Here is a 25,047-nt window from a genome sequence, read left to right as displayed (position 1 = left end):
CCATTTGCTTAGGTCGTATGCTGCATAAGGATGTCCTCAATGTCCTTGATTTCCTGCTGCGTGTAGCCCAGCAGCTCGCGGCTTGCGTACCTCACGACAGGGCTGTTGCGGTCGCGGCGGTCTACCTTGTCGCGCAGGCCGTAGTGATGGACGCGGGCCACGTAGGACACGCGGGGATTCATGGCCACGCTGGCCATGTCTGCGGTGGCCTTGCGCTGCAGGTTGCGAGCCTTGCGCAGCCCCATGAACATTTGCCCACGAATGGCGCCCTGGCGCTTGGCCAACTGCTCGCGCGGGCGGCGTGGCTCATAAGGCGAGCCGTCCGGGTTGCGCTGGTCAGCGATGCGCTGGGCCTGACTTTTGCGCAGATAGGTGGCCACCTCCAGCATGGCGGCCTTGCGGCCTGCCGGCTCCATGCGCTGCAGCAATGGCGTGGCCCACTCTGCGAGCTGCTCCAGGGCGTCGGCCATCAGTCAAGCCCTTGTGTCTGGTGCCACTCTGCGCCGATCTTGCCGCCCAGGTAAAGGCTGTAGTCGCCGGTTGCGTAGGGCTTGGGGCTGTATATCTCGCCCCTGTGTTCTGCGGTCAGGCGCTGGCGGCCTTGGTCGTCCTTGTCTTCCTTGACGATGACTGTCTCGGTCAAGTCCACCTCGATCACAAGGTCCACTTTGTCGTTGGCCAGGACTTCCACATCAAAGCGCAGACCCTTGGCGGCCCTTTCCTTGTTCTGCAGCAGGTCCGGCTGGTAGCTGCTGAGCCAGGCCAGGATGGGAACCGCGAACAGATCCATATTGCCCGCGAAGTCCAGCATGATGAGGCGCACCGTGAAGCGGTATTCAAAGGAAAGCGTTTCGCCGCTGCGCGCCACCATGTTGCCGGACTCCACAAACATCTTGAGCCGCTGCGGGTCGGTCTGCAGCTCAGGGATGGCGCCCGCAAGGAAGTTGCGCAGTGATTGCGGCTTCTTCATGGCTGCCCCCCGTTGGCTTGGCGCATTACTTGGGCGTAGCCGTCAAGGCAGGTGTTGAGGTCCCTGATTGCGTTGTCGCCGTCTTCGGTGATGCGGACAAGAGCTGCAGCATCCGCTGGGTCAATGTCGGCTCTCGCTTGGACAGGCCCAGCGGCGGCACCGTGATTGCCTCCCGGCTGGGTGGCGGTGCGGACTGACAGGCGCAAAGCGCCACTGCGCAGGTCAGAGTCAAGGCGATCAAAGGCAATCTTTGCATCAGCTTTTTCCAGTTGGTTACGGTCCAGCAGTTGGCCGAGCTGCCCAGCAAGTTGGCCGCTGCGCTCGATGGAGAACTCCAGGCGCTGGACAGTGGCGGCGCTGTGCTGGGCCTGTGCCTTTTGTATGCCCCGTTCTTCCGCGCGCTGGTCCACGGCGTAGAGCAGAAGCAGCAGGGCGATGGGCACGACCAGCCGGGCGAGGGTGGTCATGATGCTGGCGGGCGTCATGCTGGCAGGAATGGTTTGCCGCCCAGGAATTCACCCAGGGCGCGATTGAGCTGCCAGCCGTATTGAAAGGCCTCGTCTTTGGGGCGGCGCTCGGCCAGCTCCTGCAAGTACACGGACTGGCGGGCAACGACCATGCCAAAGAGCACGCCACCGCCTTCACGCCCGCGCTTTTTGAGGAAAGCACGCAGGGCGGCCAGGGTGATGGTGCCGATTCGGCCATCATCTTCCAGGTCGTCATAGTCGGCCTGCTGGCGGTTGAGCACATTCAGCACCCGCTGCAACTGAGCTGCAGCAGTCTTCTGTCCGGCCAGGACGCCGAAGTCCAGCAGGCATTCCGCTAGAGCCGGGTAGACCTCATCGACCAGATGAAACTTTGGCTCCACCCAGTAGCGGCGCAGGTAGATGCTTTGCGCTGTGGCGTGAGGCAGGTCACGCATGGGGCCGGTGTAGCCGTAGGCGCGAGCCGTGGCCACGGTGATACCGAATTTGGTTTCGCCGCCCGAGTCCTTGGGGTCGTTGACGTAGCCGCCCTCACGCTCGATTAATTCATTGATGTAGGTGACGGCGCTCATTCGGCACCCCCCTTGCGGCCCGCAGCGCCATGGCCCGCAATGTCACCACGCAGCTGGTCGGCCATTTCGGTGATGGTCTGGCCTTCGCTGCGCTTGAGCCAGAGGAAGACGCCAGCGACGATCCACGGGCCAGGGATGGAGCAGACCACCAGCACGCAGCCGGTAATGATGAAAAAGCCCGCAATGGACGGTACGGCGGCCATGGTGGCAAGTCGCATCCCAGCCTCAAAGATGCCCGGCCAGTGCTGCATGAGCAGCACCAGCGCGGGCACGCCGAGCACAAAGCCGCTGACCAAGCAGGCCAGCACGCGGTTAAGCAGATCGCCGCGCGGGTCGGTGCTGCGAAGCGGCACGAAACGCAGGCCCAGCCAGAAGGCAATCAGGCTGGCAATGACCGGCAAGGAGAAGAGGGCGAGCTTGTAGCCCGCGAAGGTGCCGACAGCAGAGGTGGGTTCAGACATGGCAGTGAAGTGGTTTGGTTGAGTAGGCGTCAGTCCCACAGGGAAATGGTTTTAGGTGCGGTGGGGGCGGTTGGCGGGTCGGGCAGGATGACCCGCCGACCTAGTGGCAGAACGGGACCAAGCGCGGCAAGACCTGGGTTCAATGCATAGGTGGCTTCTGTCACCCCTGCAGTGGTGCCTAGTTGGCGAAGACAAAGCATGTCCACGGTGTCCCCTTGCTGTGCCTGGACGGTGATGGTCATGGCTAGATCAGCTCCGATTCCATGCGGGCCACGCCCAGGATGTCGCGCACGGCGCGCAATGCGTCAGCGCGGTAGTCGCTGGCCTGCAGCTCGCGGCGCTCATCGCCGGGCTCGGTGCGGCCGGTGGCGTCTGCGCCGGCGTAGCGCTCGATCAAGTCCGCCTTGGCATAGGCGTAAACAGCACGCTCAAAGCACAACACGTTGACGCTGGTGCCGTTGATGGCGATGGCCGGGACAGAGGAAAGCGCATCGAACCCGGCAGCAGCTTGCGCGGCGGCCCAGTTGCTCAGGTCCTTTATGACGCTAGCCAGGGCATTTGCAGCAGCGTGGGTGAGGCGGCCAGCAGTTACGGAGCCGTCCACGTCCACGCTGTCGCGCAGCTTGGCGAGGTCGATGTGAGGCCAGAAGCCGCCAGCGTCCAGCACCCCCGTAATGGGCGGCCTGCTGGGCGGGTCGGTCACGATGATGGGCGGCGCGTTGGCAATCATGGTCATGGTGCTGGGCTGGTGTGGTGCCAACGTAGTGGGCGGTGGTCGCAGGGCGTTGCGGTAGGCCAAAGCCTTCGCGCGGCCCTGCGAGCCGCCCAGCACGGGGGCTGTGCTCGGTGGGTTTAGCGCTTGCTCTTGGCTGCGGGCTTGGCGGGGGCGGCTCGTTTGCGTGGTGCAGGGGCAGCAGTGGCAGTTGCAGCTGCTGGTGCGGCGGGGGCCTCGGCGCCGTCTGCCTGGGGTGGTGCTGCCAGGGCGCGCAGCTTGCGCTCGATGCGCTCCATGTCCTTTTTGACGCCGCTTTGCGTGTCCAGCTTGAGAGCCTGGGCCAGCAGCGCCTGGACGCCGACCAGGGTTTCCTGGGGGATGTCGTCCAGCGCCGGTTCTTCGGCGGTCTGGACCTTGCCCAACATGGCATAGGCCGTGGCCTTGTAGAGCTTGGCGCGGGCTTGGTCGGGGGCATCCAGGCTTTGCGTGATGCCATCCACGGCCGTCAGGTGCTCGGCCGGGTGGGTGTCGTCCGGCACCATGCCGCTGGGGTCCGGCTTGATGGGATTCCACTGGCCGCCCAGGTAGGCGCCCGCAAACTCGTCCATGAGCAGGGCGGCCGTGCTGCGGTGGTACTGGTCGGGCAGGGGTAGCGTGTGCTGCACGGCATAGGCGGCCATGCGCAATGCCAGGCCGTAAGCCCCGGCGTCAATAGCCCAGACCATGGTGGTGGTGAGGACCAAATCCTTGGCGCCCTTGCCATTGGTCAATGCGCCCTCGATCCAGGGCAGGTAGTCGGGCAGCATGGCGGCCTTGGCTTGGCGCTTGAGCTGTACCGATTCCATATTCTTGAGCGTGCGCTTGTCTGTGGCCAGCTTGGCCATCATCAGCTCGTATTCGCTGCCCTGGACCTCGATGCCGAACGGACTTTCAGCCTGAGCCTTCGCAGCCAGCACGCGGGCGCGGTGGCGCTGTGCGGGGGTGAGTTGCATGATGCGTTTTCCGGTAGTTGCGGAGAGAGGCCGCCGCCTGATAGGGTCTTGCGGCGGCCCAGCTTGGCTTAGGCTTAGGGTTCTGTGCCTTCGACTTTCTGGGGTTCTACTATTTCGATGTTTTCGACCATGGACGCGAGGCCGATGTCTTCCACTACGTAGTCGTCATTGCTGGACTGGTAGTCCTCCACGCGGTTGCGCTTGGGGTTCTCCACGATGTAGCGGCGACGGCCGCCGCGCTGCCAGTACACGGACAGGTTGTCCAGCGTGGTGATGAGCAGGCCGTTCTCGGGGAAGAACGGCACTTGCACGGCCTGCAGACCGCCCACGCGCTTTTGGCTCATAACGATGTCTGCTGCCAGGGTTTCGCTGGGGGCCTGGGTGGTGTTGACCAGCGGGAAGTACTTGTCGTGCATCAGCTTGTCACCCAGGATGCAGACCAGCTGGGGATTGTTGCGATGCCAGGGGTCCAGCAACTGGCGGGCATCAAAGACCGCGGCGTCCAGATTCTTGAAGTCGCCATCAGGGCCGATGACAACCTTGCCCGCAACCTTGCCCTCGTTCATGACGCGCTCGGACGCTTCTTCACGTAGCTTCTGCAGCCAGCCCTTGTTCACATCCTGCAGCAAGGGATTTGCCGCAAGGTTGGTATCTGGCGAGATGGATACGCCGTTGAAGCCGATGCACATGCGATCCAGTGCTTGACGGTGGGCCAGCATGCGCGCAACACGGACCTGGAAGTCGGGGAACTTGGCCCAGGCGTCGATGAGCGCATATTTCAGGTGCGAGTCGTAGTTGGTCTGCTGGCAGTGGTAGCCGCGCGCGCTGATGCCGGTCAGGTCGCGCGTTTGGCGGTCCTTGTCGGCGGTGTTGGTGCGGCTGGCGATGGGGCCGGACAGGGACAGGCCGAGCTTTTCGCCTTGCATCTCATCCACGGGGACGATGTTGATGCGCTGCAGGAATTCGCTGGACTCCTGCATGGCGTTTTCCAGCTTTTGCTGGACGCTGGGGGCGACGGCAAAGGCCTTGTCGGTGTCGGCGGTGCTGACGCCGTTGAGTTGGGCCACACGGCCGAGAAATTCGTTATAGCTTTGGCGGCTTTCGTTGCGCATGAATGGTTCCTTGAAGTGGGACGGATTTGGCAGGTGGGTCAGAAATCGGTCTGTTGCTGACCGGCGCCGCCGCTGGCCACGGGGCGGCGGTTGGGGGCTTCGGTGTTGTCCAGCTTGGCGAACTGCTGCTTGAGCTTGTCGATGTCCGCGCTCATGGCCTGCAGCGATTGGTCTGTCTTGACCTGGGAGGCTTGTGCGGCCTGGACATGCTTGGAGAAGTTGTCGCCCAGCTCGCCAAAGCCATCAGCCACAGCTGCAAAACGGGCGTCGTCGGTGACTTCCTTGCCGGTGAACTTGGCCACGGCGGCGGCAATGCTGGCCTTGAAGCTGGCCACGATGCCGGCGCTTTCGTCTTCCAGCTCCAGAGCCAGAGGCTCGGCCACGGAAAACACATCGTCGGGTTGTTCCTTGCGGTGCTTGAAGGGGTTGGCGTCCGGGTTCTTGGCAGCGAACTCCAGCATTTCGGTGCCCAGGCTGGCGGGGTTGTCGGTGACGGCCAGACCGACCAGATAGGCCTCACCGCTATCGGCAAAGCTGGGGCGGACCTCGATAGAGGTGTAGAGCTTCTGGCGGCGCCTGTTCAGTTCGACCAGTTCATCGGTGGCATCGATCTGGGCGAGCAGAGCCAGCTTCTTCTGGCCGCCGATGTCCACCTCTTCGGTCTTGACGGCCAGCACATCGCCATAGGCGCGGAAGTCGCTGTTAGGGCCATAGCCGCGGATGTGCTCCATGTTGACGCGGGCGCCGTACACCTTGGGGTTGTAGTGCTTGGCGATCTGCAGCAGCCAGTCACGGTCGATGGTGCGGCCGTCAGAGGTGGCGCCTTCGACGGCGACGCGGAAGAAGCGGGATTTCTTGGACATGGATGGATGAGCCTCGCTGATGGGTTTGCCGGTGTCCGGCGATGAGTTAGCGGTGAGTTCTCATGGTGTCCAGCGGCCTGCGCCGCGTCACGCTGGTGTCGTTGTGGCGGCGCGGTGGACGTAATCGCGTGCTGGTTTAGATGGAGCCCGCCCGGAAAACTGCCTGCCATGGCACGAAAGAAACCGACCGGGGATGACTGCGCCCCATTTGCTGCAGGCGAGCAGCCACAGGCCAAAGCCGCCAAAAAGAAGGGCGCTGATTTCGGTGCGCTCGTGCTCGCCCAGGCTCAGGAGCAGGGCAGCGCCATGCAGGAGGCCGTGCTGGCCAATAGCTCGCAGCCCAAACAGGTGGCGCGGTATCTGTACTGGCAGGGCTGGCGGCCCAAGCTGATAGCGGAAAAGCTGGGCGTTCCGGCAACCACGCTTTACGGCTGGCGCGATGCGGAAGAGTGGGACAAGTTCACGCCGCTCGATCGCGTGAACGGCGCGCTTGAGCTGCGCATGGTGCAGCTCATCATGAAAGACGAGAAGACGGGCGGCGACTTCAAGGAAATTGACCTGCTCGGCCGCCAGCTGGAGCGCACCGCACGGGTGGAGCGCTACCAAGAAACCGGCAAGGAAGGGGACCTAAACCCCAACATTGCCCGCCGCAATGCCGCCCCGAAGCGCAAACCCAAGCGCAACGAGTTCACGCCCGAGCAGACAGAGCAGTTGCTTGAGATATTCCACGCGGGAAATTTTGGGTATCAAAACCGATGGTTTGAGGCCCAGAAGGAGCGCACGCGCATTCTGCTCAAGTCGCGCCAGATTGGAGCCACCTACTACTTTGCCCGCGAAGCCTTGATTCGTGCGGTGCTCGAAGGGCGCAATCAGATTTTTCTGTCCGCATCCAAGGCCCAGGCGCACCAGTTCAAAAACTACATGGTGGCTTTTGCCAATGAAGTGGGGGTAGACCTGGGCGGCGATCCCATGGTGCTGTGGAATGGCGCCGAGCTGCATTTCTTGGGCACCAATGCCAAGACGGCCCAGGGCCGCAGCGGGGATTTCTATTTCGATGAGTTCTTTTGGACGGGCAATTTCAAGGAACTCAACAAGGTGGCCAGCGCCATGGCCACGCATAAGCATTGGCGCAAGACCTATTTCAGCACTCCATCGGCAAAGAGCCATGAGGCCTATTCGTTCTGGACCGGCGAGGACCGCAACCGGGGGGCGGGACAAAGCCAAGCATGTGCAGATTGACCTGAGCCACAAGGCGCTGGCCAACGGCCTGCGCTGCGCTGATGGTCGATTCCGCCACATCGTGACTATTGATGACGCGCTGCGCCTGGGCTGCAATCTGTTTGACTTGGCCGAGCTGCTGGACGAGTACCCGGACGACGAGTTTGCCAATCTCTTCCGCTGCGAATTCATCGACGACAGCAATTCACAGTTCACGCTGCAGATGATGCAGGCGTGCATGGTGGATTCGTGGGAGGCATGGGCCGACGACTTCAAGCCTCTCGCCGCGCGCCCATTTGCGTGGCAGCCGGTGTGGGTTGGCTATGACCCCTCGTTTACCGGCGACACGGCCGCCCTGGTGGTGATTGCACCGCCCAAGGTGCCGGGCGGCAAGTTCCGTCTTCTGCACCGCCAGCAGTTCCGGGGCGCTGATTTTGAGGCCCAGGCCGAGTACATACGCAGCATTACTGAGAGGTACAACGTCACGTTCATGGGCATCGACACCACGGGCCTGGGCCAGGGCGTTTATCAGAACGTCATCAAGTTCTACCCGCAGGCGCGGGCCTATCACTACGACTTGGCGCTCAAGGCTCGGCTGGTGCTCAAGGCCAAACAGGTCATCAGCAAGGGCCGCCTGGAAATGGACGCCGACTGCACCGATGTGGCCGCCGCATTCATGGCCATCAAGAAGGTGCTGACGCCCAGCCAGCGCCATGTCACCTATCAGTCCGGCCGCTCGGACGACATCGGCCACGCCGATCTGGCCTGGGCGGTCATGCACGCACTGGATAACGAATCACTCGCCGGGGATGTCCACGGCGGCAGCTCATCTGTAGAGGTATACGAATGACCAAAAAGAATCCCACCCCCATGGCCAAGGCTGAAACACAGGGAGGGCAGGTAGAGGTTTTCTCCTTCGGGGACCCCGAGCCGGTCAGTCGGCTGCGCCTGCTGGACTACGTGGAAGCAATGTTTAACGGCCGCTGGTATGAGCCGCCGTTTCCGCTTGATGGGTTGGCCGATGCCTTCCGGGCATCGCCGCACCACAGCTCTGCGATCTACCTGAAACGCAACCTGTTGACATCGAGTTTTATCCCGCACCCGATGATGTCGCGCGAAACCTTCAAGGCCTGGGCCACGGACTTTCTAGTGTTCGGCAATGGATACCTTGAAGCACGCCGCGCGCTGTCCGGCCGCACCATGCGTTTTGAACATTCGCTGAGCCGGTACATGCGCCGGGGCCAGGAGAAGCGCTATTTCTACGTGCCCAACTGGCGCGAAGAGCATGAGTTTGTGCCTGGCTCCGTCTTCCATCTGCGCGAGCCTGACATTAATCAGGAGCTGTACGGCCTGCCCGAGTACCTGAGCGCGTTGCAGTCGGCGCTGCTGAATGAGTCGGCCACGGTCTTCCGGCGCCGCTACTACGAGAACGGCAGCCACGCTGGTTTCATCATGTACCTCAGCGACAGCGCGGTGAGCAATGGAGATGTGGAGAAGCTGCGCGAGCAGCTGCGCAAGTCCAAGGGGCCGGGCAACTTCCGCAATTTGTTTGTCCACGCCCCAGGCGGCAAGCCCGAAGGCCTCAAGCTGATACCCGTGAGCGAGATTGCCGCCAAGGATGATTTCAGCGCTATCAAGAACGCGAGCAAGGACGATGTGCTGGCCGCGCATCGCGTTCCGCCTGGACTGCTGGGCATCATCCCCAACAACACGGGCGGCTTCGGTAATGCCAGCCAGTCCCTGCAGGTGTTTTACGAGAATGAAATAGTCCCGCTGCAGGGGCTTTTTGAGACACTCAACGAGTGGGCAGGCATGGACATTGTGAGGTTTGCACCCCGGACGGGCAGCGAAACCTAAAGCCGATCCACCCCCGAGAGCATCAGGGCGCCTAGGCGCCCTTTTTTGCATCAGCACCCTGCCACCCCCTTGCATAGTCTCCCGCGCGCGCCCAGGCCGCGATTTGTGGCATTCCCGGCCCCGTTTCACCCATGACCCAGGCCTGCAGCCCAGACCCGAAGCCGCTCCCTCAACCCCGTGGCGCGCCATGACGCCCCCGCCGCGCCTGCCCGCTTCGTGGAGCGCAAATTACTACCGGGTCGATCCACCCCTAAGCCGCGCCAATGCACGCAATGCATGGCATCTAGGCTGCATTTTGTATTACGGGAAATTACGAGGTTTTCAGCACAAGCCGCGCATCTGCCGCAGTGCTTGCGACGACATCCAGCCGGCGAGCCATGGGCTTGAGGATTGCATGCACGCAGGCGGCGCTTACCTTGGCGTTCTGAGCGGCGGCAAGCAGTTCGCAAAGCGCCTGAACAGATGCGCTCACATCATCAATCTCATTCTGAAATTGCTCATTTGCTGAGTTCTTTGCCGCCATAGCTACCTAACAGATACTGTATGTGTGTACAGTATATTCCGCAGATTACTGTGTAAGCAAACGCTATCTTTTTTATATCAGGGCCATCTACAGGCGCCGCCTCATGGCGACGCGACTGCCAGAGCTGGGCAGAAGTCGGGACGAAAAAAAACGCAGCGCCGTTCAAGACGGCCTGCGTTTGTCAAAGTCTGAGGGTCAAAAGCGGGAAATGTCCCACTTATGTCCCGTTTCCACCAGGACTCATTAAAAATCAATGCGTTACTGGTCCCCCCGACAGGAATCGAACCTGTATCTGTCGCTTAGGAGGCGACCGTTCTATCCATTGAACTACGGGGAGGGACGCTGGATTCTACCTGCGTTACCAGCTTGCTGATTTCAACCGACGTATTTATGCCGGCTCTGTGCGGTTGACTTCGACAGAGACGTGGGTGAGTTCTTCGTGTACCGACAGCAGCTGGCGAATGTAGTCGGGGGTGACGGTGGCAGCGCCCTCGACTGCGATGATGCAGGCATAGTGATTCTTGCCCACGCGCCAGACATGAAGGTCAGTGATGTTGACGGGCTGCGGGCCTTGCGCGATGGCATCACGTACCTCTTGCACGACGGGGGCATCCATTTCGGCATCGAGCAGCACGCGGCTGCTATCGCGCAGCAGACTGAAGGCCCACGCAGCGACCATCACGGAGCCGACCAGGCCCATGACCGAATCCAGCCAGGCCAGCCCCAGCATCATGCCGCCCAGCAGGGCTGCGATAGCCATGACTGATGTGGCCGCGTCGGCAATCACATGCAGATAGGCCGAGCGCAGGTTCAGGTCGCCATGCGCATGGTCGTGTTCATGGTGATGATCGTGGTGGGACTCATGGCTGTGGCCGTGGTGATGGTGATGGCCATCCTTGAGCAGCCAGGCACAAGCCAGATTGACCAGCAGGCCAAGAGTTGCCACTCCTATGGCCTGCTGGTATTGAATGGTGGCCGGAGACAGCAGGCGCTGTATGGATTCAAAAGCCATCAGGGCGGCAACCAGCAGCAGGCAGATGGCGCTGGTGTATCCCGCCAGGATTTCTATCTTCCAGGTGCCGAAACTGAAGCGCCTGTCATTGGCCAGCTTGCGCGCCGCGGCATAGGCGCTGACGGACAGGCCCAGTGCCAGAGCGTGTGAACTCATATGCCAGCCATCGGCCAGCAGGGCCATGGAGTTGAGGTAATAGCCGGCGGTGATTTCCAGCACCATCATGGCCAGCGTCAGCAGCATCGCCAGCTTGGCATTTTTTTCGCCCAGCGGATTGCCCTGATCAAAGCTGTGGGAGTGTTGCCGGGATAAGGGGGAGTCGGTGCATGAGGTCATGATTGGCTTCTTTTCATATACTCTACCCCAGTATATTTTCCATGCCGGCATGAGAACTACAATTCCTGCATATGTCGCATACCGTTTCGAATCAAAAACCGTTGCTCGCGCGCATCCGCCGCATCAAGGGGCAGACGCAGGCTCTGGAGCGGGCTCTGGAAGAGGGGCAGGACTGTGGCGTGGTGCTGCAGCAATTGGCAGCCGTGCGCGGGGCCGTCAATGGCTTGATGCTGGAGGTGCTAGAAGGCCATATGCGCGAGCACCTGGGTGCCGAAGCTGCAACGGCCGAGCAGCGTGAACAGGACCTGGAGCTGGTCGTGAAGGTGCTGCGTTCCTACGTCAAATAAGGTGTGGAAACAGGCCGCTGAGGGCCTGAATAGATGGATCAGGACTGCACCAGTGCCGCCAGATCATTGACGAATGGCTGCACGCCAGGATGGCCGTGCAGCCATTGCCTGCCCAGAAATTCTTCGATCGACTGCTGCTGCAGCCCGAGGCCGGGCTGGCGGGCCGATGCGGCCAGCAGCAGGTCATGAGCACGGTTCATGACCTGCTCGCTGTCTGCGGCCGCAGGCTCGCCCAGCTCCTGCATCCATTCCTGCTGGATGCGAAGTATGAGCTTGCCAGCGGCTTGCTCTAGCGCAGTGCGGCTGCGTGGCATTTCAGAACTGATAGCTGTTATCGCTTACCAGTAAAGGGCTGGAGGCATATTTCATGCTTAATCCTTGCGAACGGTATAGACGATGTCCATGGCGCTGGTCATGCCGGTCTGAGCGCGCAAGGTGACGCTGCGAGACAGGTCGTAGAAGATGTAGATGATGCCCATGGCTCCCGACAGGCTCTGCTCGTAGGTCAGATAGAGCTTGTCCGAGATGCGCTTGCCCATGGTCAGCGCAGCGCCCGCTGCATCAGTGCCATCCCCGCCGCCTTTGAAGCCGACTTCATCGAGCCCCAGGCTGCCCGCAATCTTGCCGCTGGAGCTGTTGCCGCCAGCCAGCAAGGCCATGGCGGCCTGCTGAAGCAGGGCGCTGCTGGCCCCGCCGGAGGCAGGGTCACGGCCCATGACTACCCAGGAGAGTTTTTCCGCGTCGGGCAGGGCCGGGTCCGAGTACAGCAGCACGCGTGGCGCGCTGGCTGTGCCCAGCACCTGCACACCGGCCTTGACGGCAATATTCGGGCGCAGCGCTAGTATGTCCAGCGAGGGGTTGTTGTAGGGGCCGTTGAAGCGGATCAGCCCGGTTTCCACATTCAGCGACTGTCCCCAGGCGCGGTAGCGGCCTTCCTCGGTACGGATTTCTCCGGTCACGCTGGGCGGGCCGCCGATGTAGCTGGCACCTCGCACTTCAAGCTGGCCCAGCAGTCGCGTGGTGATGCCAAAGCCCTGCAGTGCAAAGTCACGTCCCATGTCGAGCTTGACGAGAATGTCTGGCACCTTGCGCGGCGTGGCGCGGGCCTGCTCCTTGCGGGCCTGTTGTTCGCTACGCTGGCGATCCTCCTCTTCGGCCTTGCGCGATGCCGCCGAGCGCACCACCACATCCTTGTCCAGCGATGGCGCGGATTCTTCGGGCAGGATGATGGAGGCTCTGTCGACCGTCAGGTCGCCGCGCAGCGTGAACTGGCCTTGCTCCAGCCGGGCCTGCAGATCGCCGGAGACGCTGACCTGACGGTCGGCGCGCACCAGGACTTGCAGCTTGCTGGCCTTGGCCTGCAGATTCATGCTCAGGCCCGATTCGGCCCCCGTACCCGGTGGTGTGAACTGGACATAGCCCGAGCCGTTCAGCTGGCCGCCGTCTTCGGGAGCTCGGGTCAGATTGCCGCTATAGCCCAAAATGCGCGCCTGGCTGCCCTTGCCGCCCTTGAGGCGCAGTTCGGTGATGTCCAGTCTGGTGCCTTGCAGCTTGGCGCGCAGAATGCCGTCGCGCAGGTCCACGCCATCGAGCAAGGACACGATGTTGAGCCCATCGGCCTTGATATCGCCCTGCCACTTGGGGTCCTGCAAGGTGCCGCTGATGCTGGCATCCGCAGCCAAGCTGCCCTGAATGCGCCAGCCTGGTGGCGCAAACAAGGACCATAGCCCCATGTCGGGCATGTTGGCGTGCAGCTGACCGGACAGAGGCGCTGTGGCGGGTAGCGTCCAGCCGTCTTGCTGGTAGCTGAGCTGGGTGCGCAGGTCGGCACTGAGCTTGCCTGCGCGCTCGCTGTCCCAAAGCAGTTTGGCGTTGACCTGGCTGCCCTGGGCCTGCACGTTGAGGCGCATGTCCTTGATGCGCGAGCGCATGCCTGCGCCGCCGATCTGGCGCGTGCGCGTGCCGCCGGCGCGTGTGGCAGTGGGGCCGGTGGTCTGGATGACGGTGGTGCTGGAGCCATCGTCCACCGCCAGCCGCAGATCGCCTGTGGCGCGCTCGACCGTGAGATCGGCCTTGAGATCCTTGCCCAGGGTGTCCAGGTTCCAGCGCGCGTTGAAGCTCAGGTCGCCGGAAATCCCAGCGGCTTCCAGTGGCGGATCGTCATCGCCCAGGCTGAAGGCATCGACCCAGGCCAGTGGAATTCCAAGTGCCTGCCCTGCGCTGCGCACACCCCATTGGCCGCTGCCGCTACGGGTGACGGAGTTCGCCTCCCATGTCAGCTGGGCGGGAGGCAGTGGCTCGCTGCTGGTACGCCTGAGGTCCAGTTTCGGAGGCGTGATCTGCAGCTTGCCGGCGCTGAGTTGGTAGACGGTGCTGAGTACCGTGCTGCCGCTGGTGCGCTGCTGGATCTGGACGGGGGCACCGGGCTGAAGCTGCACGACCCAGGGGCCGGGCTTGCTCTTGTCGGGGGTGAGCTGGGCCTGCAGCTTTTCCAGGCTGGCCTGCCAGTCCAGCGGGGCCATGCCCTTGCCGCTGGCCAGGCCGGCCTGCAAAGCGGTGTCGAGATGAATGCTCTTGCCGGCTTGCTGGGCCTGCGCGGTCAGGCCGACCTTGGCATTTTCGGGGCTGCCGTCAATGCTCAGTGCCAGCGCAGGCAGGACGGTGCTCTGCTCGGCTGCGGTGCCGACGGGCAGATAGCGGATTTTCTCGGCGCGCAGCTTGGCCTGAATCTGCAAGTCGCTGGCGGGAGTGGCCGCACCATGGGCGGCGCTCAGGCGCTTGAGCAGATTTTCCCAACCGCCCTTCAGGGCCAGTTGCAAATCTGCGCTGCCATCAAGCTGCGCACCGCCCAGCGGGTCCTTGACGCCCGGCAGCTTGCGCAGCCATTGCGTGAGCGTGCTCATGGAGCCGAGCTGCAGCTGGCTTTGGACAGCGCCGCTGGCCGGGCCCATCTGCCCTTCGATGCTCAGTTGCGCACCGGGAGCGACGACCTTGAGCCTGGCCTTGGCCTGCTGGGTTTCGGTATTGAACTCCACGGACCTGGCATCGACGCTGGCCTGCAGGGCTTGCAGCTGCAGCTTTTCCAGCTGCAACTGCGGGGCCTGCCACTGGCCGCTGGCAGCCAGGGTCTGAATGCGCAGCGCCCGGCTGTCGCGCTTGCTGCCTGCCGCCTGCAGGTTGGCGTCAAACACTATCTTGCTGGCTGCTGGATCGCTGCTGTCGACATCGGCCTGCACGGCCCTGGCACTGATCCGGCCCTGCAAGGGCGAGGCTTCCAGAGTGCTGTAGAGATCGGCCGGGTTGAGCTGTTCCACCGTGGCCAGGCCTTCGAACAACCGGGTGCTCGGAGTGAACTGACCGCCGAGTGCGATATGGCCCTTGCCAATCTGGATACGGGAGTCGCCAACCTGCCATTGCTGACCATCGAAATCGATTCGGGCTGTCAGCTCGGTCACGGGCAGGCGCTGCCTGTCCCAGGGGCCGGGCAGTGCGTTGCTGAAACGGGTGTTGAGCAGCCAGGGCTGCGCTTCCAGGTTCGCAGCTGTGGGAACGGTCTCGTCTGGGCCAGCCTGCAACTGGCCGGTCAACAGGGTGCGTGGCCCTTGAGGCCAGAAAGCCGAGACATCTAGATTCTGGAGCCGGACCTTGGCTGCCAGTAGCGGCTGGCTGCGCCAGGGCATGATGCTGGCCTCCACATCGGCCTGCATGGGGCTTGCCGCTGCCGTTGCTGCTTCGGGCGCCCCCCCGCTCCTGTCTTGCTTCGGCTTGGTTGCCTGCGGGTCTTGAGCTCCCGGGTCGGGGGCCGATGCTTCAGCGCTGGCATTGGCCTTGATCGCCAGTCTGGCCGCGTCGGTGGCCAGCGTGCCTTCGACCATCACCTTGGCCTGCACGGCAATGGTGCTGAGAGCGTCAGCGCTTTTGTCCAGCGGATTGGGCACTTGCACATCGCCTGTTGCTTCGGCCTGCAAGGCCATGGGGGCCGCCCCCTGCAGCTTCAGCTGGGCCTGGTAGGCGCCCTGGGCAAAACGCAGGCTGCTGACCTTGAGTTCATGGTCTGTGCCCGTGTATTCATAGCGACCGCGGAGGTCCTGAACCACGGCTTCAGGCGGGCCTTGCCAGATGATCTGATCGATCCTGAAGGGCAGCTCTATCTTCACCGGCAGGGTCAGCGACTGCAGTGGTTCGCTGGCGGGTTTGTCGGGGTCGGGGGTGCTGGCAATGCGCAACTCGGCGATATGGACTTCGCCCAGCTTGAGCGTACGGGACAGCAGCAAAGGTCTGAACTGCCAGCCGATCTGTGCTTCATTGACCTCGACCTGCATGGTCGGGCTTTGCCATTTCAGCCAGCCGATACGGCCGCCGTTCTTGACGCTGCCCGTGACCTCCTTGGCCACCAGGCTCTGGTCGGCGGGCAGCCAGCCCGCCACGCGCTGCAGCGTCTGGTTGAGGGAGTCATCCCTGCCAATCCACCACAGCAGGCTGCCAAGTGCCAGTGCCAGCGTGAGCAGGACAGCCGCAACCGCCCAGCCCAGTGCTCGCAACCAGCGGCGCCGTCTGGGGGTTGGGGAGGAGGTCTTGCCGCTGGGGGGTGTGTCTTGTTCTGCCATGCTTAAAACGTGAAGCCCAGGCGCAGGTGCAGGCGCAGTTGCTGCTCCTGAGCGCCCCAGGCGAGATCTGCTTGAATCGGACCGACCGGGCTTTTCCAGCGGATGCCGGTGCCAAAGCCGACGCGGGTGTAGAGCCGGTTGATATCGTCGCCGACCGTACCTGCATCGATAAAGACGGCGTGCTCGAAGTCCTGCGTATTGCCCTTGATGGTGATGGGCCGCTGCCACTCCACACTGCCCATGGCCAGATAGCGGCCGGCAATCACGCGGCCGTTGTCGGTGCGTGCGCCAATCGATTGATAGCCATAGCCGCGCACCGTGTTGTCGCCACCAGTGAGGAACATGATGGTGGTGGGCAGATCCACATCTTTCTTGGCCATGACGGCGCCCACTCCGGCCTTGATCTGCAGACGGCTGCGGCGCCTGGTTTCCTCGTCTCGCTCGCCCAGCGGTATCAGGCTGAGCCAGCGGCCCGTGAGGCGCCCGAACGGCGAGCGCTGCGGCGTCAGCGTGGTGCCTGCACCGGCTTCCAGGGCCAGACCAAAGCCCGAGGTCGGCAGCAGATTGTTGTCGAAATAGCGGGCCGTCCAGCCATAGTTGGCCAGCAACGAGGAGGCACCGGGCGGAGCGCCTGCACCCTGGGTCTTGGCATAGTCGTACTGCAGGTACATATTGCGTTCTATGCGGTCTTCGGCCTTGGAGCGGCCAAAGCGCATCTGCGCACTGTTGGTGTAGAAGTCGCCCGCAGGTGCGCGCTCGAGCTTGCCGCTGGCAAACCAGCGCCAGAGATCCTCGCCGGGAAGGCCGACCAGCTGGGTGGAGATCAGCGGGTTCTTCCTGTCCAGCTGCAGCTTGCTGACGGCACGCCAGTTCAGACCGGGCACCTTGTTGTAAGTGTGGTCGATGGACAGGCGCGGTCCGGTATCCGTGCTCAGGCCCACACCGAACACCCATTTCTGCAGCTTGGCTTCGCGCACCTTGGCAATCACGGGCGAGGTGATGGCTGCGCCCTGGCTCTTGCGCTGCTCGTCACGTTCAGCCTCGGTGGTGGCCTGTTGCGGGGAGTCGGCCAGAGAAAGAAATACCGAATCGTAATAGCCGCTGCTGACCAGGCGCTGCTGGGCATCGAGCATGCTTTGCAGATCGTATTCCTGGCCCTCGGGCAGGCGCGCGATGCGGGCCGTGCGCACCGGGTCGTAGCGCTCGGCGCCATCAATCTGCAGCGGACCGAAGGTATAGGCAGGGCCGGGGGCATAACTCACGCTGACCTGTGCCTTGTTGGTGTCGGCATCCACATCGGCCAGACTGGTATCTATGCGTGCCAGCGGGTAGCGGCGCTTTTGCAGCTCCTTGAGACCACCGCTCTTGGCGCTGCTCCAGGCCGATTGCGAGAATTGCTCGCCAGCCTGCAGCGGCCAGGTTTCCTCGATCTGCAGGCGCTGCGAGGTTCCCAGCTCGTCGCTGGCATTGACGCCGGTAAAACGCACCTCGGATTTTTCAATGATGGTGGGCGGGCCTGGGTCGACCTTGACCACCACTTTGCGTGGTGCCTCTTCCTCGGGGGTATCGGTCAGCTCGACAGTCACTGTGGGGCTGAAATAGCCCAGGGTGCCGATCAGCTCGCGCACATTGGCATCGGTTGCACCCAGCAAGCGTGTCAGCTCGCGGCGCTGCAGATCGGGCTGGTGGCGAAAACGCTTGAGTTCCAGATGCTGCTCCAGCAGCGTGCGGATCTGCTTGGGGGCATCGACTTCCAGTGTGAAGGCCGGCGGGCCGCTGGTATCGATACCCATGGCTTCGGCTTCTTTGTCTTTGGGGGCAAGCAGGCTGCAGCCGCTGAGGAGCAAGGCGGCTCCCAAAAGCAAAGCCGGCCTCAAGGCCGGCTTTTTCAAGGGCAAGGTCTGGGGCATGGCCCTATTTTGACAGCATGCGCATGGCGTCTTCCAAGCCTTTGAGCGACAAAGGGTACATGCGGTCGCCCATCAACTGCTGGATGATGCTGATGCTCTGGCGGTACTGCCATACGCCCTGGGGCTCCGGATTGATCCAGGCAAAGTGCGGGAAGGCATTCGTCAGGCGCTGCAGCCATTCGGCACCGGGCTCCTCGTTCATGTACTCGACCGAGCCGCCGGGCTGAAGGATTTCGTAGGGGCTCATGGTCGCATCGCCGACAAAGATCAGCTTGTAGTCCTTGTTGTACTTGCGAATGATGTCCCAGGTCGGAAACTTCTCGGCAAAGCGGCGGCGGTTGTTTTTCCACATGAAGTCGTAGACACAGTTGTGGAAGTAATAGAACTCCAGATGCTTGAGCTCGCTCTTCACGGCCGAGAAAAGCTCCTCCACACGCTGGATATGCTCGTCCATGGTGCCGCCCACGTCCATGAGCAGCAGCACTTTCACATTGTTGTGCCGCTCGGGAATCATCTTGATGTCGAGATAGCCCGCATTGGCTGCCGTGGAACGGATGGTGTCCGGCAGATCCAGCTCCAGCTCGCTGCCCTGGCGCGCAAACTTGCGCAGACGGCGTAGCGCGACCTTGATATTGCGCGTGCCCAGTTCCTGGGTGTCGTCATAGTCGCGGTAGGCGCGCTGCTCCCAGACCTTGACGGCACTCTTGTTGCGGCCCGGCCCGCCAATGCGTATGCCTGCTGGGTTGTAGCCGCCATGGCCGAAGGGGCTGGTACCGCCTGTCCCGATCCATTTGTTGCCGCCCTCGTGGCGCTCCTTCTGCTCTTCCAGGCGCTTCTTGAGCGTTTCCATCAGCTCGTCCCAGCCCATGGCTTCGATCTTGGCCTTGTCCTCGGGGCTGAGTTCGCGCTCCAGCAGCTTTTGCAGCCAGTCCTGCGGAATTTCCTTGGTCAGGTCGGCCAGCATCTCCACGCCCTTGAAATAGGCGGAAAAAGCGCGGTCGTACTTGTCGTAGTGCTTCTCGTCCTTGACCAGAATGGTTCGGCCCAGGTGGTAGAAGTCGTCCAGGCTCCAGCGATCCTCGCTCTTGGGGCCGATCAGGCCTGCGTCCAGGGCTTCCAGCAGGGCCAGAAACTCCTTGACCGACACAGGCAGCTTGGCTGCACGCAGGGTATAGAAAAAATCGATCAGCATGAAAAATGCCTCCAGCGCTTATGCAGCGGGTGCATGTTGCTCCAGAAGATACAGCAGTTGTGCACGGGCTTCAGGCCACTCGCCACTGCGCATGCTGTACATCACGGTGTCGCGAATCGTGCCGTCGCGGCGCAGCGCATGGCCGCGGATCACACCATCTTTCTTGGCACCCAGGCGCTCGATGGCGCGCTGGCTGGCGAAGTTGAAATTGTCCGTGCGCCAGCCCACCACATGGCACCCCAGCGTACCGAAGGCATGGGCCAGCAGCAGCAGCTTGGCCGAGGTGTTCACGTGAGTGCGCTGCACGCTTTTGGCATACCAGGTGTAGCCAATCTCCACGCGGCGAATGGCGGGAACAATGTCGTGATAGCTGGTCGTGCCCAGTACCTTGCCGCTGGCATCGTCGAGAACGGCGAATGCAAAGCGGTGGCCCTGGTCACGGCCCAGCAGCGCGGCCTCGATATAGCTGCGCACCTCGCCAGGCTCGGGCACGGAAGTCACGCGAATCTTCCACAGCTCTCCATCGGCAGCGGCTGCGGCCAGACCCGCCTCATGGCTCAGGGCCAGCGGCTCCAGCCGCACGCCGCGGTCGCGCAGGGTCACGGTTTCTACAAAAGTCATGGCTTGCTCACTCAAAGAGATTTGCGCTTGCTGCGCCAGAATCGGGCCAACTTGAGACCGAGGCCGCCACCGAGGCCCACCAAGGCGATGGCGGCAATGCTGCCGGCGCCATAACCCTGGGCGAACAGATCAAGGCCCAGTACATGGGACAGGCCCCAGCCCAGCAGGGCGCCGCCCACAAAGCCGACGGCGTCGGAGCCGCCTTCCAGCAGCAGTTGTTGTGCGGTGCTCATGGGCTGTGTCTCCTCGGCTTTTGATGTCGGCTCAGCGATTGCGCTGGTTCATGAAGACCAGCTTTTCGAACAGGCTCATGTCCTGTTCGTTCTTGAGCAGTGCACCCACCAGGGGTGGCACGCTGACCTTGCCTTCCTCGGACTGCAGGGCCGATGCGGGAATCTCCTCGGCGACCAGCAGCTTGAGCCAGTCGATCAGCTCGCTGGTCGAAGGCTTTTTCTTGAGGCCGGGCAGATTGCGCACATCGTAGAAGACCTTCATCGCGGCACTCAGCAGCTCACCCTGCAGCTTGGGGAAATGCACGGCCACGATCTGGCGCATGGTGTCGGCATCGGGGAACTTGATGTAGTGGAAAAAGCAGCGGCGCAAGAACGCGTCGGGCAGTTCCTTTTCGTTGTTCGAGGTGATAAAGACCAGCGGGCGGTGCTTGGCGCGGATCATCTCGTGGGTCTCGTAGCAATAGAACTCCATGCGATCGATTTCGCGCAGCAAGTCGTTGGGGAACTCGATGTCGGCCTTGTCGATTTCGTCGATCAGCAGGGCCACGGGGCGCTCCGCCGTGAAAGCCTGCCAGAGCACGCCCTTGACGATGTAGTTGTGAATGTCCTTGACGCGCTCGTCACCCAGTTGCGAATCGCGCAGGCGGCTCACGGCGTCGTACTCATACAGGCCTTGCTGGGCCTTGGTGGTGGACTTGATGTGCCACTGCAGCAGCGGCATGTCCAGCGCCTGCGCGACCTCCTCGGCCAGCATGGTCTTGCCCGTGCCGGGCTCGCCCTTGATGAGCAGAGGGCGCTGCAGGGTAGCGGCAGCGTTGACGGCCAGCATCAGATCTTGCGTGGCCACGTATTTGTCGGAACCTTGAAACTTCATGGGCGGTATCAGCGTAAGTATTGATAAGCGTGCGAAATTCTCACTGCCATAATCGTTTGCACTGCAGCAAGGCATTTGAGCACCCGTCTGAACTCTTGAAGGATTGTGCGCGCAAAATGATAAAAACTTGGACCACGGTATTGGCAGTAGTTGTCGCATCAGTGACCGGCGCGGCAAGCGCCCAGGCTGTCAAGGGCGATGCAAAGGCTGGCGCAGGCAAGATCGCCATGTGCATAGGCTGTCATGGCATCACCGGTTATCAGGCCAGCTTCCCTGAGGTATACAAAGTACCCATGATCGGTGGGCAGAACGAGGCCTATATCGTCTCGGCCCTGAACGCCTATAAGAAAGGCGAACGCAAACACCCCACCATGCGCGGCATTGCCGACTCGCTGAGCGAGCAGGACATGGCTGATGTGGCTGCCTACTATGCGGGGCATGCCAAGGCCAAGGACGGCAAGCCCAAGGAAGCGAACCCGGCCGTCACGGCGCTGCTGCAAAAAGGCGCCTGCTTCTCCTGCCATGGCGAAGGCTTTTCCAAGCCCATCGATCCGTCCTATCCCAAGGTGGCAGGGCAGTATTCGGACTATGTGTTCCGGGCCCTGCAGGCCTACAGGACCGAGGGCAATCCCATCATCGGGCGCAGCAATGGCGTGATGGCCGGCATTGCCAAACAGTTCAAGAACGACGAGTTGCAGCAGCTGGCCCGATACATAGGCAGTCTGGATAGCGAGATGCAGGTGGTGGTGCAGCCGCATTTCCGTCTGGGCCAGAAATAAACCAGCTTCGGCAAACACAAAGCCCGCCAAGGCGGGCTTTGTGTTTTTCAGAGGGCGCCTCAGAGGTTGCTTTTGAAACTGCCGTCGGTGGTGGCCAGACGCTGCACTCCGGCAACATAGGCCTCGCCATCGGGCGGGCGTCCCGAGCGCTGGCTTTCCCAGAGCATCTGGCCCAGGCATTCCATGGCGGCGTGATGGGCGTCATGCAGGTCACGCTTTCTGGTTAGCAGTTCCACGGCCTGGCGTATGCCGCGGGGCGAGTCGACGCTGCACTGCTCGCTGATGGACAGATGCATGGACAGGTGCAGAAACGGGTTGGTGCGCTCAGTCTCCGCATCGTAGTTGCGCGCCACGGCAACATCCACGTCGGAGAGCTCGTCGAAGTACTCGGGGTGCTCGTCTATCCACAGGCTGGCCAGCGTTTCGATGGCCTCCATGGGCGCGCCGCTGATCATCTTGGCACGCACACCGCAAAAAAATCGCCGTACGTCGGCTTGGCTGGGGTTGAACATGATGGCGCGCAGCGTATCACGGCTGCCGGGCATCAGCTGGACTGTGGTCTTGCTCGCTGGCCAGGGGCGTATCGGGTACATCTGCGTTGTCGGCCAGCAGATCGGCACGCTCCTTGGCCATCTGCTCCACCAGTTGCTGGCGGCCCTGCTTGGCCACTGCAATCAGCTGGTTCTTGTCCTTGTAGTGTGGGTACATGCGCTCGGCCAGCGCCAGATTGTGCTCCCTGAATCGTGCCGTGATGCGTTTGGCTTCGGCCGGACTCTGACCCAGCAGCTCCAGCACCGACTGGGCCGAGATAAGGCTGGATTCGAAGACTTCGCGCTGGGCATGCTCGACTCCGAGATCGCGCAGGCGGAACCAGTGATCCAGGTCTCGGGTACGGGCCACGATCTCGAGGTTGGGGAAATGCTTGCGCACCTGACTGGCTATCTTGAGGGACTGCTCGGTGGTGTCGACGGCAATCACCAGTACATGGGCCTGGGCCGCACCGGCGATGCGCAGCAGGTCCATGCGTGTGGCATCGCCGTAGAACACGCGGTGGCCGTAGATCTGCGCAGCCTCCAGCATTTCCACGCTATGGTCCAGGATGGTCGGGCGTATGCCCTGGGCCAGCAACACGCGGGCCACGATCTGGCCGTAGCGGCCGAAGCCGGCGATGATGATGGGCGATTCCTGAGGCTCGGAGATCTCTTTGGCCTTGTCGGAGCCGCATTCTTCATCCTTGATGGTGGAAAAGCGGCGCAGCAGCAGTTTGTCCAGCAGCACCAGCAGCAGCGGGCCCAGCAGCATCGACAGAGCCACGGCCGCGACCAGCATGGAAGAGACGCTGTGGCGGAATACCTTGTACTGCGCGGCTGTCTGGAACACCACAAAGGCGAATTCCCCGCCTTGCGCCAGCATCAGCGTGAACACCGGGCGTTCGCGCCAGGGAATCTGCATGAATCTGGCCAGACCGAAGATCATCACTGCCTTCAGCGCAATAAAGCCTGTCACCATGGCGGCCATGGTCCAGGGGGACTGGAGGATGACGCCAAAGTCGATGCTCATGCCCACAGCCATGAAAAACAGGCCCAGCAGCAGGCCTTTGAACGGCTCGATATTGGTTTCCAGCTCGCTGCGGTATTCGCTGTCGGCCAGCAGCACGCCGGCCAGGAAGGCGCCCAGCGCCATGGACAGGCCCACCTGCGTCATCAGCATGGCAATGCCCACGACCAGCAGCAGGGAGGTGGCGGTGAAGATCTCGGGGGTCTTGCTGCGCGCAATCCAGCGCAGCAGCGGTTGCAGCAGCAATCGGCCACCGATGATGACGGCGCCAATCGTGCCCACGGTCTTCAGAATGGCCAGCCAGACATGGCTGTCGCCGTGGCTGGCATGGGCGGCCTTGTAAGCGCCCAGAATCGGAATCAGCGCCAGGATGGGGATGGCCGCCACGTCCTGGAACAGTAGGATGGAGAAGGCGGCCTGTCCGCTGGGAGTGCGCATCAGATTGCGCTCGGCCATGATCTGCAGGCAGACGGCAGTGGATGACAGTGCCAGGCCCATGCCTGCGATCAGGCTGACGCGCCAGGACAGACCGAAGGCCCAGGCGGCCAGGAACAGAATGCCGGTGCAGACCACCATCTGGGCCATGCCCCAGCCGAAGATGGGGCGCCGCAGCTCCCAAAGGCGCTTGGGCTGCAGCTCAAGTCCGATCACGAACAGCATCAGCACCACGCCAAACTCGGCAAAGTGCAGGATGTCGTCCACATTGCGGACCAGGCCAAAGCCCCAGGGTCCCATGGCAATGCCGGCGCCCAGGTAGCCAATGATGGCTCCCAGGCCCAGGGCTCTGGCGATGGGGACGGCCAGAACTGCTGCCGTAAGATAAATGAAGCCGTAAGTCAGCCAGATGGGAGAGCCGTGTTCCATGGGAATGTTATGTGGTGTTAACCCTAGAGAGATTCCATTTTGGCACCCGCAGCCAAGCGTCAGATTTTTGACAGAAAGAAAAAGCAGATGAATGCGTACCTGGTGCTTATAGCGCCTGGTCAACCTTGCGTCTGCAAGTTGACAGCGCAACTTTTAAGATAGGCGCTTTGTGACTGGCGCTTTAGATCGGCGTTTGGAGTGAGTATGGATCTGCACACCTGGTTTGCTTTTTTTGTGGCCTCCTGGATCATCGCGGTCTCGCCGGGCTCGGGGGCTGTGCTGTCCATGAGTCATGGCCTGTCCTATGGCGTGCGCAAGACCAGCGCCACCATCATGGGTCTGCAGCTCGGGCTGCTGCTCATCTTGTTGATAGCAGGTGCCGGCGTGGGCTCGCTGCTCATGGCGTCCGAGTGGGCCTTCAATGCCGTCAAGATCGTGGGCGCGGGCTATCTCATCTATCTGGGCATCAGCCAGTGGCGTTCGGGCGGCTCGCCGCTGGCAGCGCAAGAGGCCGCGCCCGAGGCCAGTCTCAGAAAGCGCGTGCTGACGGGCTTTCTGACCAATGCCACCAATCCCAAGGGCATCATCTTCATGGTTGCCGTGCTGCCCCAGTTCATGACCACCAGCCGTCCCCTGGCTCCGCAGTTGGCGATTCTGGCCGTGACCATGCTGGCCGTGGACACCACGGTGATGCACAGCTATGCAGCAGGTGCCAGCGCCTTGCGCGGCCTGATGCGCAGCGCACGCGCCATGCGCAATCAGAACCGCGTGTTCGGCGGCCTGCTGATGGCCGTGGGTACAGGCCTGTTCTTTGTTCAGCGCTCCAGTGAAGCCTGAGCTGCTTCAAAAAGCATAGCTTTAGGCGCATTCCCATATTGGGCTGTCGGCATATTTGATCAAATAATCTAGGGTAAGCCCCTTGTCCCGCGTCAGACATGACATAGGGC

General features: G+C 62.3%; 25 protein-coding genes, 1 tRNA gene and 1 pseudogene. 5 read left to right on the top strand and 22 right to left on the bottom strand.

Going from position 1 to position 25,047, the window contains the following annotated elements; translation table 11 throughout:
* Positions 1-8: 8 nt before the first annotated feature.
* The 10 genes from O987_RS22945 to O987_RS22900 all read right to left on the bottom strand — a co-directional run bounded on the left by O987_RS22945 (position 9) and on the right by O987_RS22900 (position 6,170).
* Positions 9-470, bottom strand: a complete 462-nt coding sequence (locus tag O987_RS22945; RefSeq protein WP_043374992.1) for a phage virion morphogenesis protein — start codon at positions 468-470, stop codon at positions 9-11.
* A complete protein-coding gene (locus O987_RS22940; protein ID WP_043374989.1) occupies positions 470-970 on the bottom strand; it encodes a phage tail protein in 501 nt (166 codons plus the stop codon). Before O987_RS22940 ends, O987_RS22945 begins: the two co-directional genes overlap by 1 nt.
* Positions 967-1,455, bottom strand: a complete 489-nt coding sequence (locus O987_RS22935; RefSeq protein WP_043374987.1) for a lysis system i-spanin subunit Rz — start codon at positions 1,453-1,455, stop codon at positions 967-969. The genes O987_RS22940 and O987_RS22935 overlap by 4 nt, the downstream gene beginning before the upstream one ends.
* Positions 1,452-2,027 carry a glycoside hydrolase family 108 protein gene (locus tag O987_RS22930; protein ID WP_043374984.1) on the bottom strand — a complete coding sequence of 192 codons (576 nt, stop codon included), beginning with the start codon at positions 2,025-2,027 and terminating at the stop codon, positions 1,452-1,454. Before O987_RS22930 ends, O987_RS22935 begins: the two co-directional genes overlap by 4 nt.
* Complete coding sequence (locus tag O987_RS22925) at positions 2,024-2,488, bottom strand: hypothetical protein (protein WP_003051710.1); 465 nt, start codon at positions 2,486-2,488, stop codon at positions 2,024-2,026. Before O987_RS22925 ends, O987_RS22930 begins: the two co-directional genes overlap by 4 nt.
* Before the next feature lie 29 nt (positions 2,489-2,517).
* On the bottom strand, positions 2,518-2,730 hold the full coding sequence (locus O987_RS22920) for a tail protein X (RefSeq protein ID WP_043374980.1): 213 nt from the start codon (positions 2,728-2,730) through the stop codon (positions 2,518-2,520).
* 2 nt (positions 2,731-2,732) lie between these two features.
* Positions 2,733-3,224, bottom strand: a complete 492-nt coding sequence (locus O987_RS22915; protein WP_051962322.1) for a head completion/stabilization protein — start codon at positions 3,222-3,224, stop codon at positions 2,733-2,735.
* A gap of 116 nt (positions 3,225-3,340) precedes the next feature.
* Positions 3,341-4,195, bottom strand: coding sequence for a phage terminase small subunit (gpM, locus tag O987_RS22910; RefSeq protein WP_043374976.1), 855 nt, complete (start codon positions 4,193-4,195; stop codon positions 3,341-3,343).
* A gap of 74 nt (positions 4,196-4,269) precedes the next feature.
* A complete protein-coding gene (locus tag O987_RS22905) occupies positions 4,270-5,307 on the bottom strand; it encodes a phage major capsid protein, P2 family (RefSeq protein ID WP_043374974.1) in 1,038 nt (345 codons plus the stop codon).
* Between the two features lie 38 nt (positions 5,308-5,345).
* Positions 5,346-6,170 carry a GPO family capsid scaffolding protein gene (locus tag O987_RS22900; RefSeq protein ID WP_043374971.1) on the bottom strand — a complete coding sequence of 275 codons (825 nt, stop codon included), beginning with the start codon at positions 6,168-6,170 and terminating at the stop codon, positions 5,346-5,348.
* A gap of 306 nt (positions 6,171-6,476) precedes the next feature.
* Between O987_RS22900 and O987_RS22895 the strand changes: the two are divergent.
* Positions 6,477-8,238, top strand: a pseudogene (locus tag O987_RS22895) (terminase large subunit domain-containing protein).
* Complete coding sequence (locus O987_RS22890; protein WP_043374968.1) at positions 8,235-9,245, top strand: phage portal protein; 1,011 nt, start codon at positions 8,235-8,237, stop codon at positions 9,243-9,245. The pseudogene O987_RS22895 and the gene O987_RS22890 overlap by 4 nt, the downstream one beginning before the upstream one ends.
* A gap of 310 nt (positions 9,246-9,555) precedes the next feature.
* Here the strand turns inward: O987_RS22890 and O987_RS28960 are convergent, their stop codons facing one another.
* The 3 genes from O987_RS28960 to dmeF form a co-directional block, all read right to left on the bottom strand.
* Positions 9,556-9,768, bottom strand: a complete 213-nt coding sequence (locus O987_RS28960; protein ID WP_144244966.1) for a hypothetical protein — start codon at positions 9,766-9,768, stop codon at positions 9,556-9,558.
* A 262-nt stretch (positions 9,769-10,030) separates the two neighbouring features.
* Positions 10,031-10,105, bottom strand: a tRNA-Arg gene (locus O987_RS22885).
* A gap of 51 nt (positions 10,106-10,156) precedes the next feature.
* Positions 10,157-11,116 (bottom strand): CDF family Co(II)/Ni(II) efflux transporter DmeF, encoded by a 960-nt coding sequence (gene dmeF, locus O987_RS22880; RefSeq protein ID WP_043374966.1) that lies wholly within the window; start codon positions 11,114-11,116, stop codon positions 10,157-10,159.
* Positions 11,117-11,187: 71 nt separating this feature from the next.
* Here dmeF and O987_RS22875 point away from each other — a divergent pair, with 71 nt between their 5' ends.
* Positions 11,188-11,463, top strand: a complete 276-nt coding sequence (locus O987_RS22875; RefSeq protein WP_003051743.1) for a metal/formaldehyde-sensitive transcriptional repressor — start codon at positions 11,188-11,190, stop codon at positions 11,461-11,463.
* 38 nt (positions 11,464-11,501) lie between these two features.
* Here O987_RS22875 and O987_RS22870 read toward each other — a convergent pair whose 3' ends face one another.
* From O987_RS22870 to O987_RS22840, 7 genes are all read right to left on the bottom strand, one after another.
* The gene (locus O987_RS22870) at positions 11,502-11,777 is read right to left on the bottom strand and encodes a hypothetical protein (protein WP_043374964.1); all 276 of its coding nucleotides are present in this window, start codon (positions 11,775-11,777) and stop codon (positions 11,502-11,504) included.
* A 57-nt stretch (positions 11,778-11,834) separates the two neighbouring features.
* A complete protein-coding gene (locus O987_RS22865) occupies positions 11,835-16,070 on the bottom strand; it encodes a translocation/assembly module TamB domain-containing protein (protein ID WP_043374958.1) in 4,236 nt (1,411 codons plus the stop codon).
* Positions 16,071-16,072: 2 nt separating this feature from the next.
* Entirely contained in the window at positions 16,073-17,863 is a 1,791-nt protein-coding gene (locus O987_RS22860; protein ID WP_029158809.1) for an autotransporter assembly complex protein TamA, read from the bottom strand.
* Between the two features lie 121 nt (positions 17,864-17,984).
* Complete coding sequence (locus O987_RS22855) at positions 17,985-19,172, bottom strand: vWA domain-containing protein (RefSeq protein WP_003051754.1); 1,188 nt, start codon at positions 19,170-19,172, stop codon at positions 17,985-17,987.
* Positions 19,173-19,190: 18 nt separating this feature from the next.
* Positions 19,191-19,793 carry a GNAT family N-acetyltransferase gene (locus O987_RS22850; RefSeq protein ID WP_003051756.1) on the bottom strand — a complete coding sequence of 201 codons (603 nt, stop codon included), beginning with the start codon at positions 19,791-19,793 and terminating at the stop codon, positions 19,191-19,193.
* Positions 19,794-19,804: 11 nt separating this feature from the next.
* Positions 19,805-20,026, bottom strand: coding sequence for a hypothetical protein (locus O987_RS22845; protein WP_043374956.1), 222 nt, complete (start codon positions 20,024-20,026; stop codon positions 19,805-19,807).
* Between the two features lie 31 nt (positions 20,027-20,057).
* A complete protein-coding gene (locus tag O987_RS22840) occupies positions 20,058-20,900 on the bottom strand; it encodes an AAA family ATPase (protein ID WP_003051760.1) in 843 nt (280 codons plus the stop codon).
* A gap of 116 nt (positions 20,901-21,016) precedes the next feature.
* Between O987_RS22840 and O987_RS22835 the strand changes: the two genes are divergently transcribed.
* Entirely contained in the window at positions 21,017-21,679 is a 663-nt protein-coding gene (locus O987_RS22835) for a c-type cytochrome (protein ID WP_003051762.1), read from the top strand.
* Positions 21,680-21,738: 59 nt separating this feature from the next.
* On the opposite strand, the gene O987_RS22830 is transcribed toward O987_RS22835, so the two are convergent.
* Positions 21,739-22,191 (bottom strand): DUF1841 family protein, encoded by a 453-nt coding sequence (locus O987_RS22830; RefSeq protein WP_029158808.1) that lies wholly within the window; start codon positions 22,189-22,191, stop codon positions 21,739-21,741.
* A gap of 16 nt (positions 22,192-22,207) precedes the next feature.
* The gene (kefC, locus tag O987_RS22825; protein WP_003051768.1) at positions 22,208-24,100 is read right to left on the bottom strand and encodes a glutathione-regulated potassium-efflux system protein KefC; all 1,893 of its coding nucleotides are present in this window, start codon (positions 24,098-24,100) and stop codon (positions 22,208-22,210) included.
* Between the two features lie 204 nt (positions 24,101-24,304).
* Between kefC and O987_RS22820 the strand changes: the two genes are divergently transcribed.
* Entirely contained in the window at positions 24,305-24,937 is a 633-nt protein-coding gene (locus O987_RS22820) for a LysE family transporter (RefSeq protein ID WP_003051771.1), read from the top strand.
* Positions 24,938-25,047 lie beyond the last annotated feature (110 nt).

It is taken from the genome of Comamonas testosteroni TK102 (assembly GCF_000739375.1).
GTDB lineage: Bacteria > Pseudomonadota > Gammaproteobacteria > Burkholderiales > Burkholderiaceae_C > Comamonas > Comamonas brasiliensis.
The sequence above is the reverse complement of the archived record's forward strand: the minus strand, read 5'-3'. Positions and strand labels throughout refer to the sequence as shown.

What these genes read in the sequence shown, in the direction of transcription:
- O987_RS22945 (WP_043374992.1), bottom strand. Translation starts at nt 470, where the DNA reads ATGGCCGACGCCCTGGAGCAGCTCGCAGAGTGGGCCACGCCATTGCTG.
- O987_RS22940 (WP_043374989.1), bottom strand. Translation starts at nt 970, where the DNA reads ATGAAGAAGCCGCAATCACTGCGCAACTTCCTTGCGGGCGCCATCCCT.
- O987_RS22935 (WP_043374987.1), bottom strand. Translation starts at nt 1,455, where the DNA reads ATGACGCCCGCCAGCATCATGACCACCCTCGCCCGGCTGGTCGTGCCC.
- O987_RS22930 (WP_043374984.1), bottom strand. Translation starts at nt 2,027, where the DNA reads ATGAGCGCCGTCACCTACATCAATGAATTAATCGAGCGTGAGGGCGGC.
- O987_RS22925 (WP_003051710.1), bottom strand. Translation starts at nt 2,488, where the DNA reads ATGTCTGAACCCACCTCTGCTGTCGGCACCTTCGCGGGCTACAAGCTC.
- O987_RS22920 (WP_043374980.1), bottom strand. Translation starts at nt 2,730, where the DNA reads ATGACCATCACCGTCCAGGCACAGCAAGGGGACACCGTGGACATGCTT.
- O987_RS22915 (WP_051962322.1), bottom strand. Translation starts at nt 3,224, where the DNA reads ATGACCATGATTGCCAACGCGCCGCCCATCATCGTGACCGACCCGCCC.
- gpM (WP_043374976.1), bottom strand. Translation starts at nt 4,195, where the DNA reads ATGCAACTCACCCCCGCACAGCGCCACCGCGCCCGCGTGCTGGCTGCG.
- O987_RS22905 (WP_043374974.1), bottom strand. Translation starts at nt 5,307, where the DNA reads ATGCGCAACGAAAGCCGCCAAAGCTATAACGAATTTCTCGGCCGTGTG.
- O987_RS22900 (WP_043374971.1), bottom strand. Translation starts at nt 6,170, where the DNA reads ATGTCCAAGAAATCCCGCTTCTTCCGCGTCGCCGTCGAAGGCGCCACC.
- O987_RS22890 (WP_043374968.1), top strand. Translation starts at nt 8,235, where the DNA reads ATGACCAAAAAGAATCCCACCCCCATGGCCAAGGCTGAAACACAGGGA.
- O987_RS28960 (WP_144244966.1), bottom strand. Translation starts at nt 9,768, where the DNA reads ATGGCGGCAAAGAACTCAGCAAATGAGCAATTTCAGAATGAGATTGAT.
- dmeF (WP_043374966.1), bottom strand. Translation starts at nt 11,116, where the DNA reads ATGACCTCATGCACCGACTCCCCCTTATCCCGGCAACACTCCCACAGC.
- O987_RS22875 (WP_003051743.1), top strand. Translation starts at nt 11,188, where the DNA reads ATGTCGCATACCGTTTCGAATCAAAAACCGTTGCTCGCGCGCATCCGC.
- O987_RS22870 (WP_043374964.1), bottom strand. Translation starts at nt 11,777, where the DNA reads ATGCCACGCAGCCGCACTGCGCTAGAGCAAGCCGCTGGCAAGCTCATA.
- O987_RS22865 (WP_043374958.1), bottom strand. Translation starts at nt 16,070, where the DNA reads ATGGCAGAACAAGACACACCCCCCAGCGGCAAGACCTCCTCCCCAACC.
- O987_RS22860 (WP_029158809.1), bottom strand. Translation starts at nt 17,863, where the DNA reads ATGGGTATCGATACCAGCGGCCCGCCGGCCTTCACACTGGAAGTCGAT.
- O987_RS22855 (WP_003051754.1), bottom strand. Translation starts at nt 19,172, where the DNA reads ATGCTGATCGATTTTTTCTATACCCTGCGTGCAGCCAAGCTGCCTGTG.
- O987_RS22850 (WP_003051756.1), bottom strand. Translation starts at nt 19,793, where the DNA reads ATGACTTTTGTAGAAACCGTGACCCTGCGCGACCGCGGCGTGCGGCTG.
- O987_RS22845 (WP_043374956.1), bottom strand. Translation starts at nt 20,026, where the DNA reads ATGAGCACCGCACAACAACTGCTGCTGGAAGGCGGCTCCGACGCCGTC.
- O987_RS22840 (WP_003051760.1), bottom strand. Translation starts at nt 20,900, where the DNA reads ATGAAGTTTCAAGGTTCCGACAAATACGTGGCCACGCAAGATCTGATG.
- O987_RS22835 (WP_003051762.1), top strand. Translation starts at nt 21,017, where the DNA reads ATGATAAAAACTTGGACCACGGTATTGGCAGTAGTTGTCGCATCAGTG.
- O987_RS22830 (WP_029158808.1), bottom strand. Translation starts at nt 22,191, where the DNA reads ATGTTCAACCCCAGCCAAGCCGACGTACGGCGATTTTTTTGCGGTGTG.
- kefC (WP_003051768.1), bottom strand. Translation starts at nt 24,100, where the DNA reads ATGGAACACGGCTCTCCCATCTGGCTGACTTACGGCTTCATTTATCTT.
- O987_RS22820 (WP_003051771.1), top strand. Translation starts at nt 24,305, where the DNA reads ATGGATCTGCACACCTGGTTTGCTTTTTTTGTGGCCTCCTGGATCATC.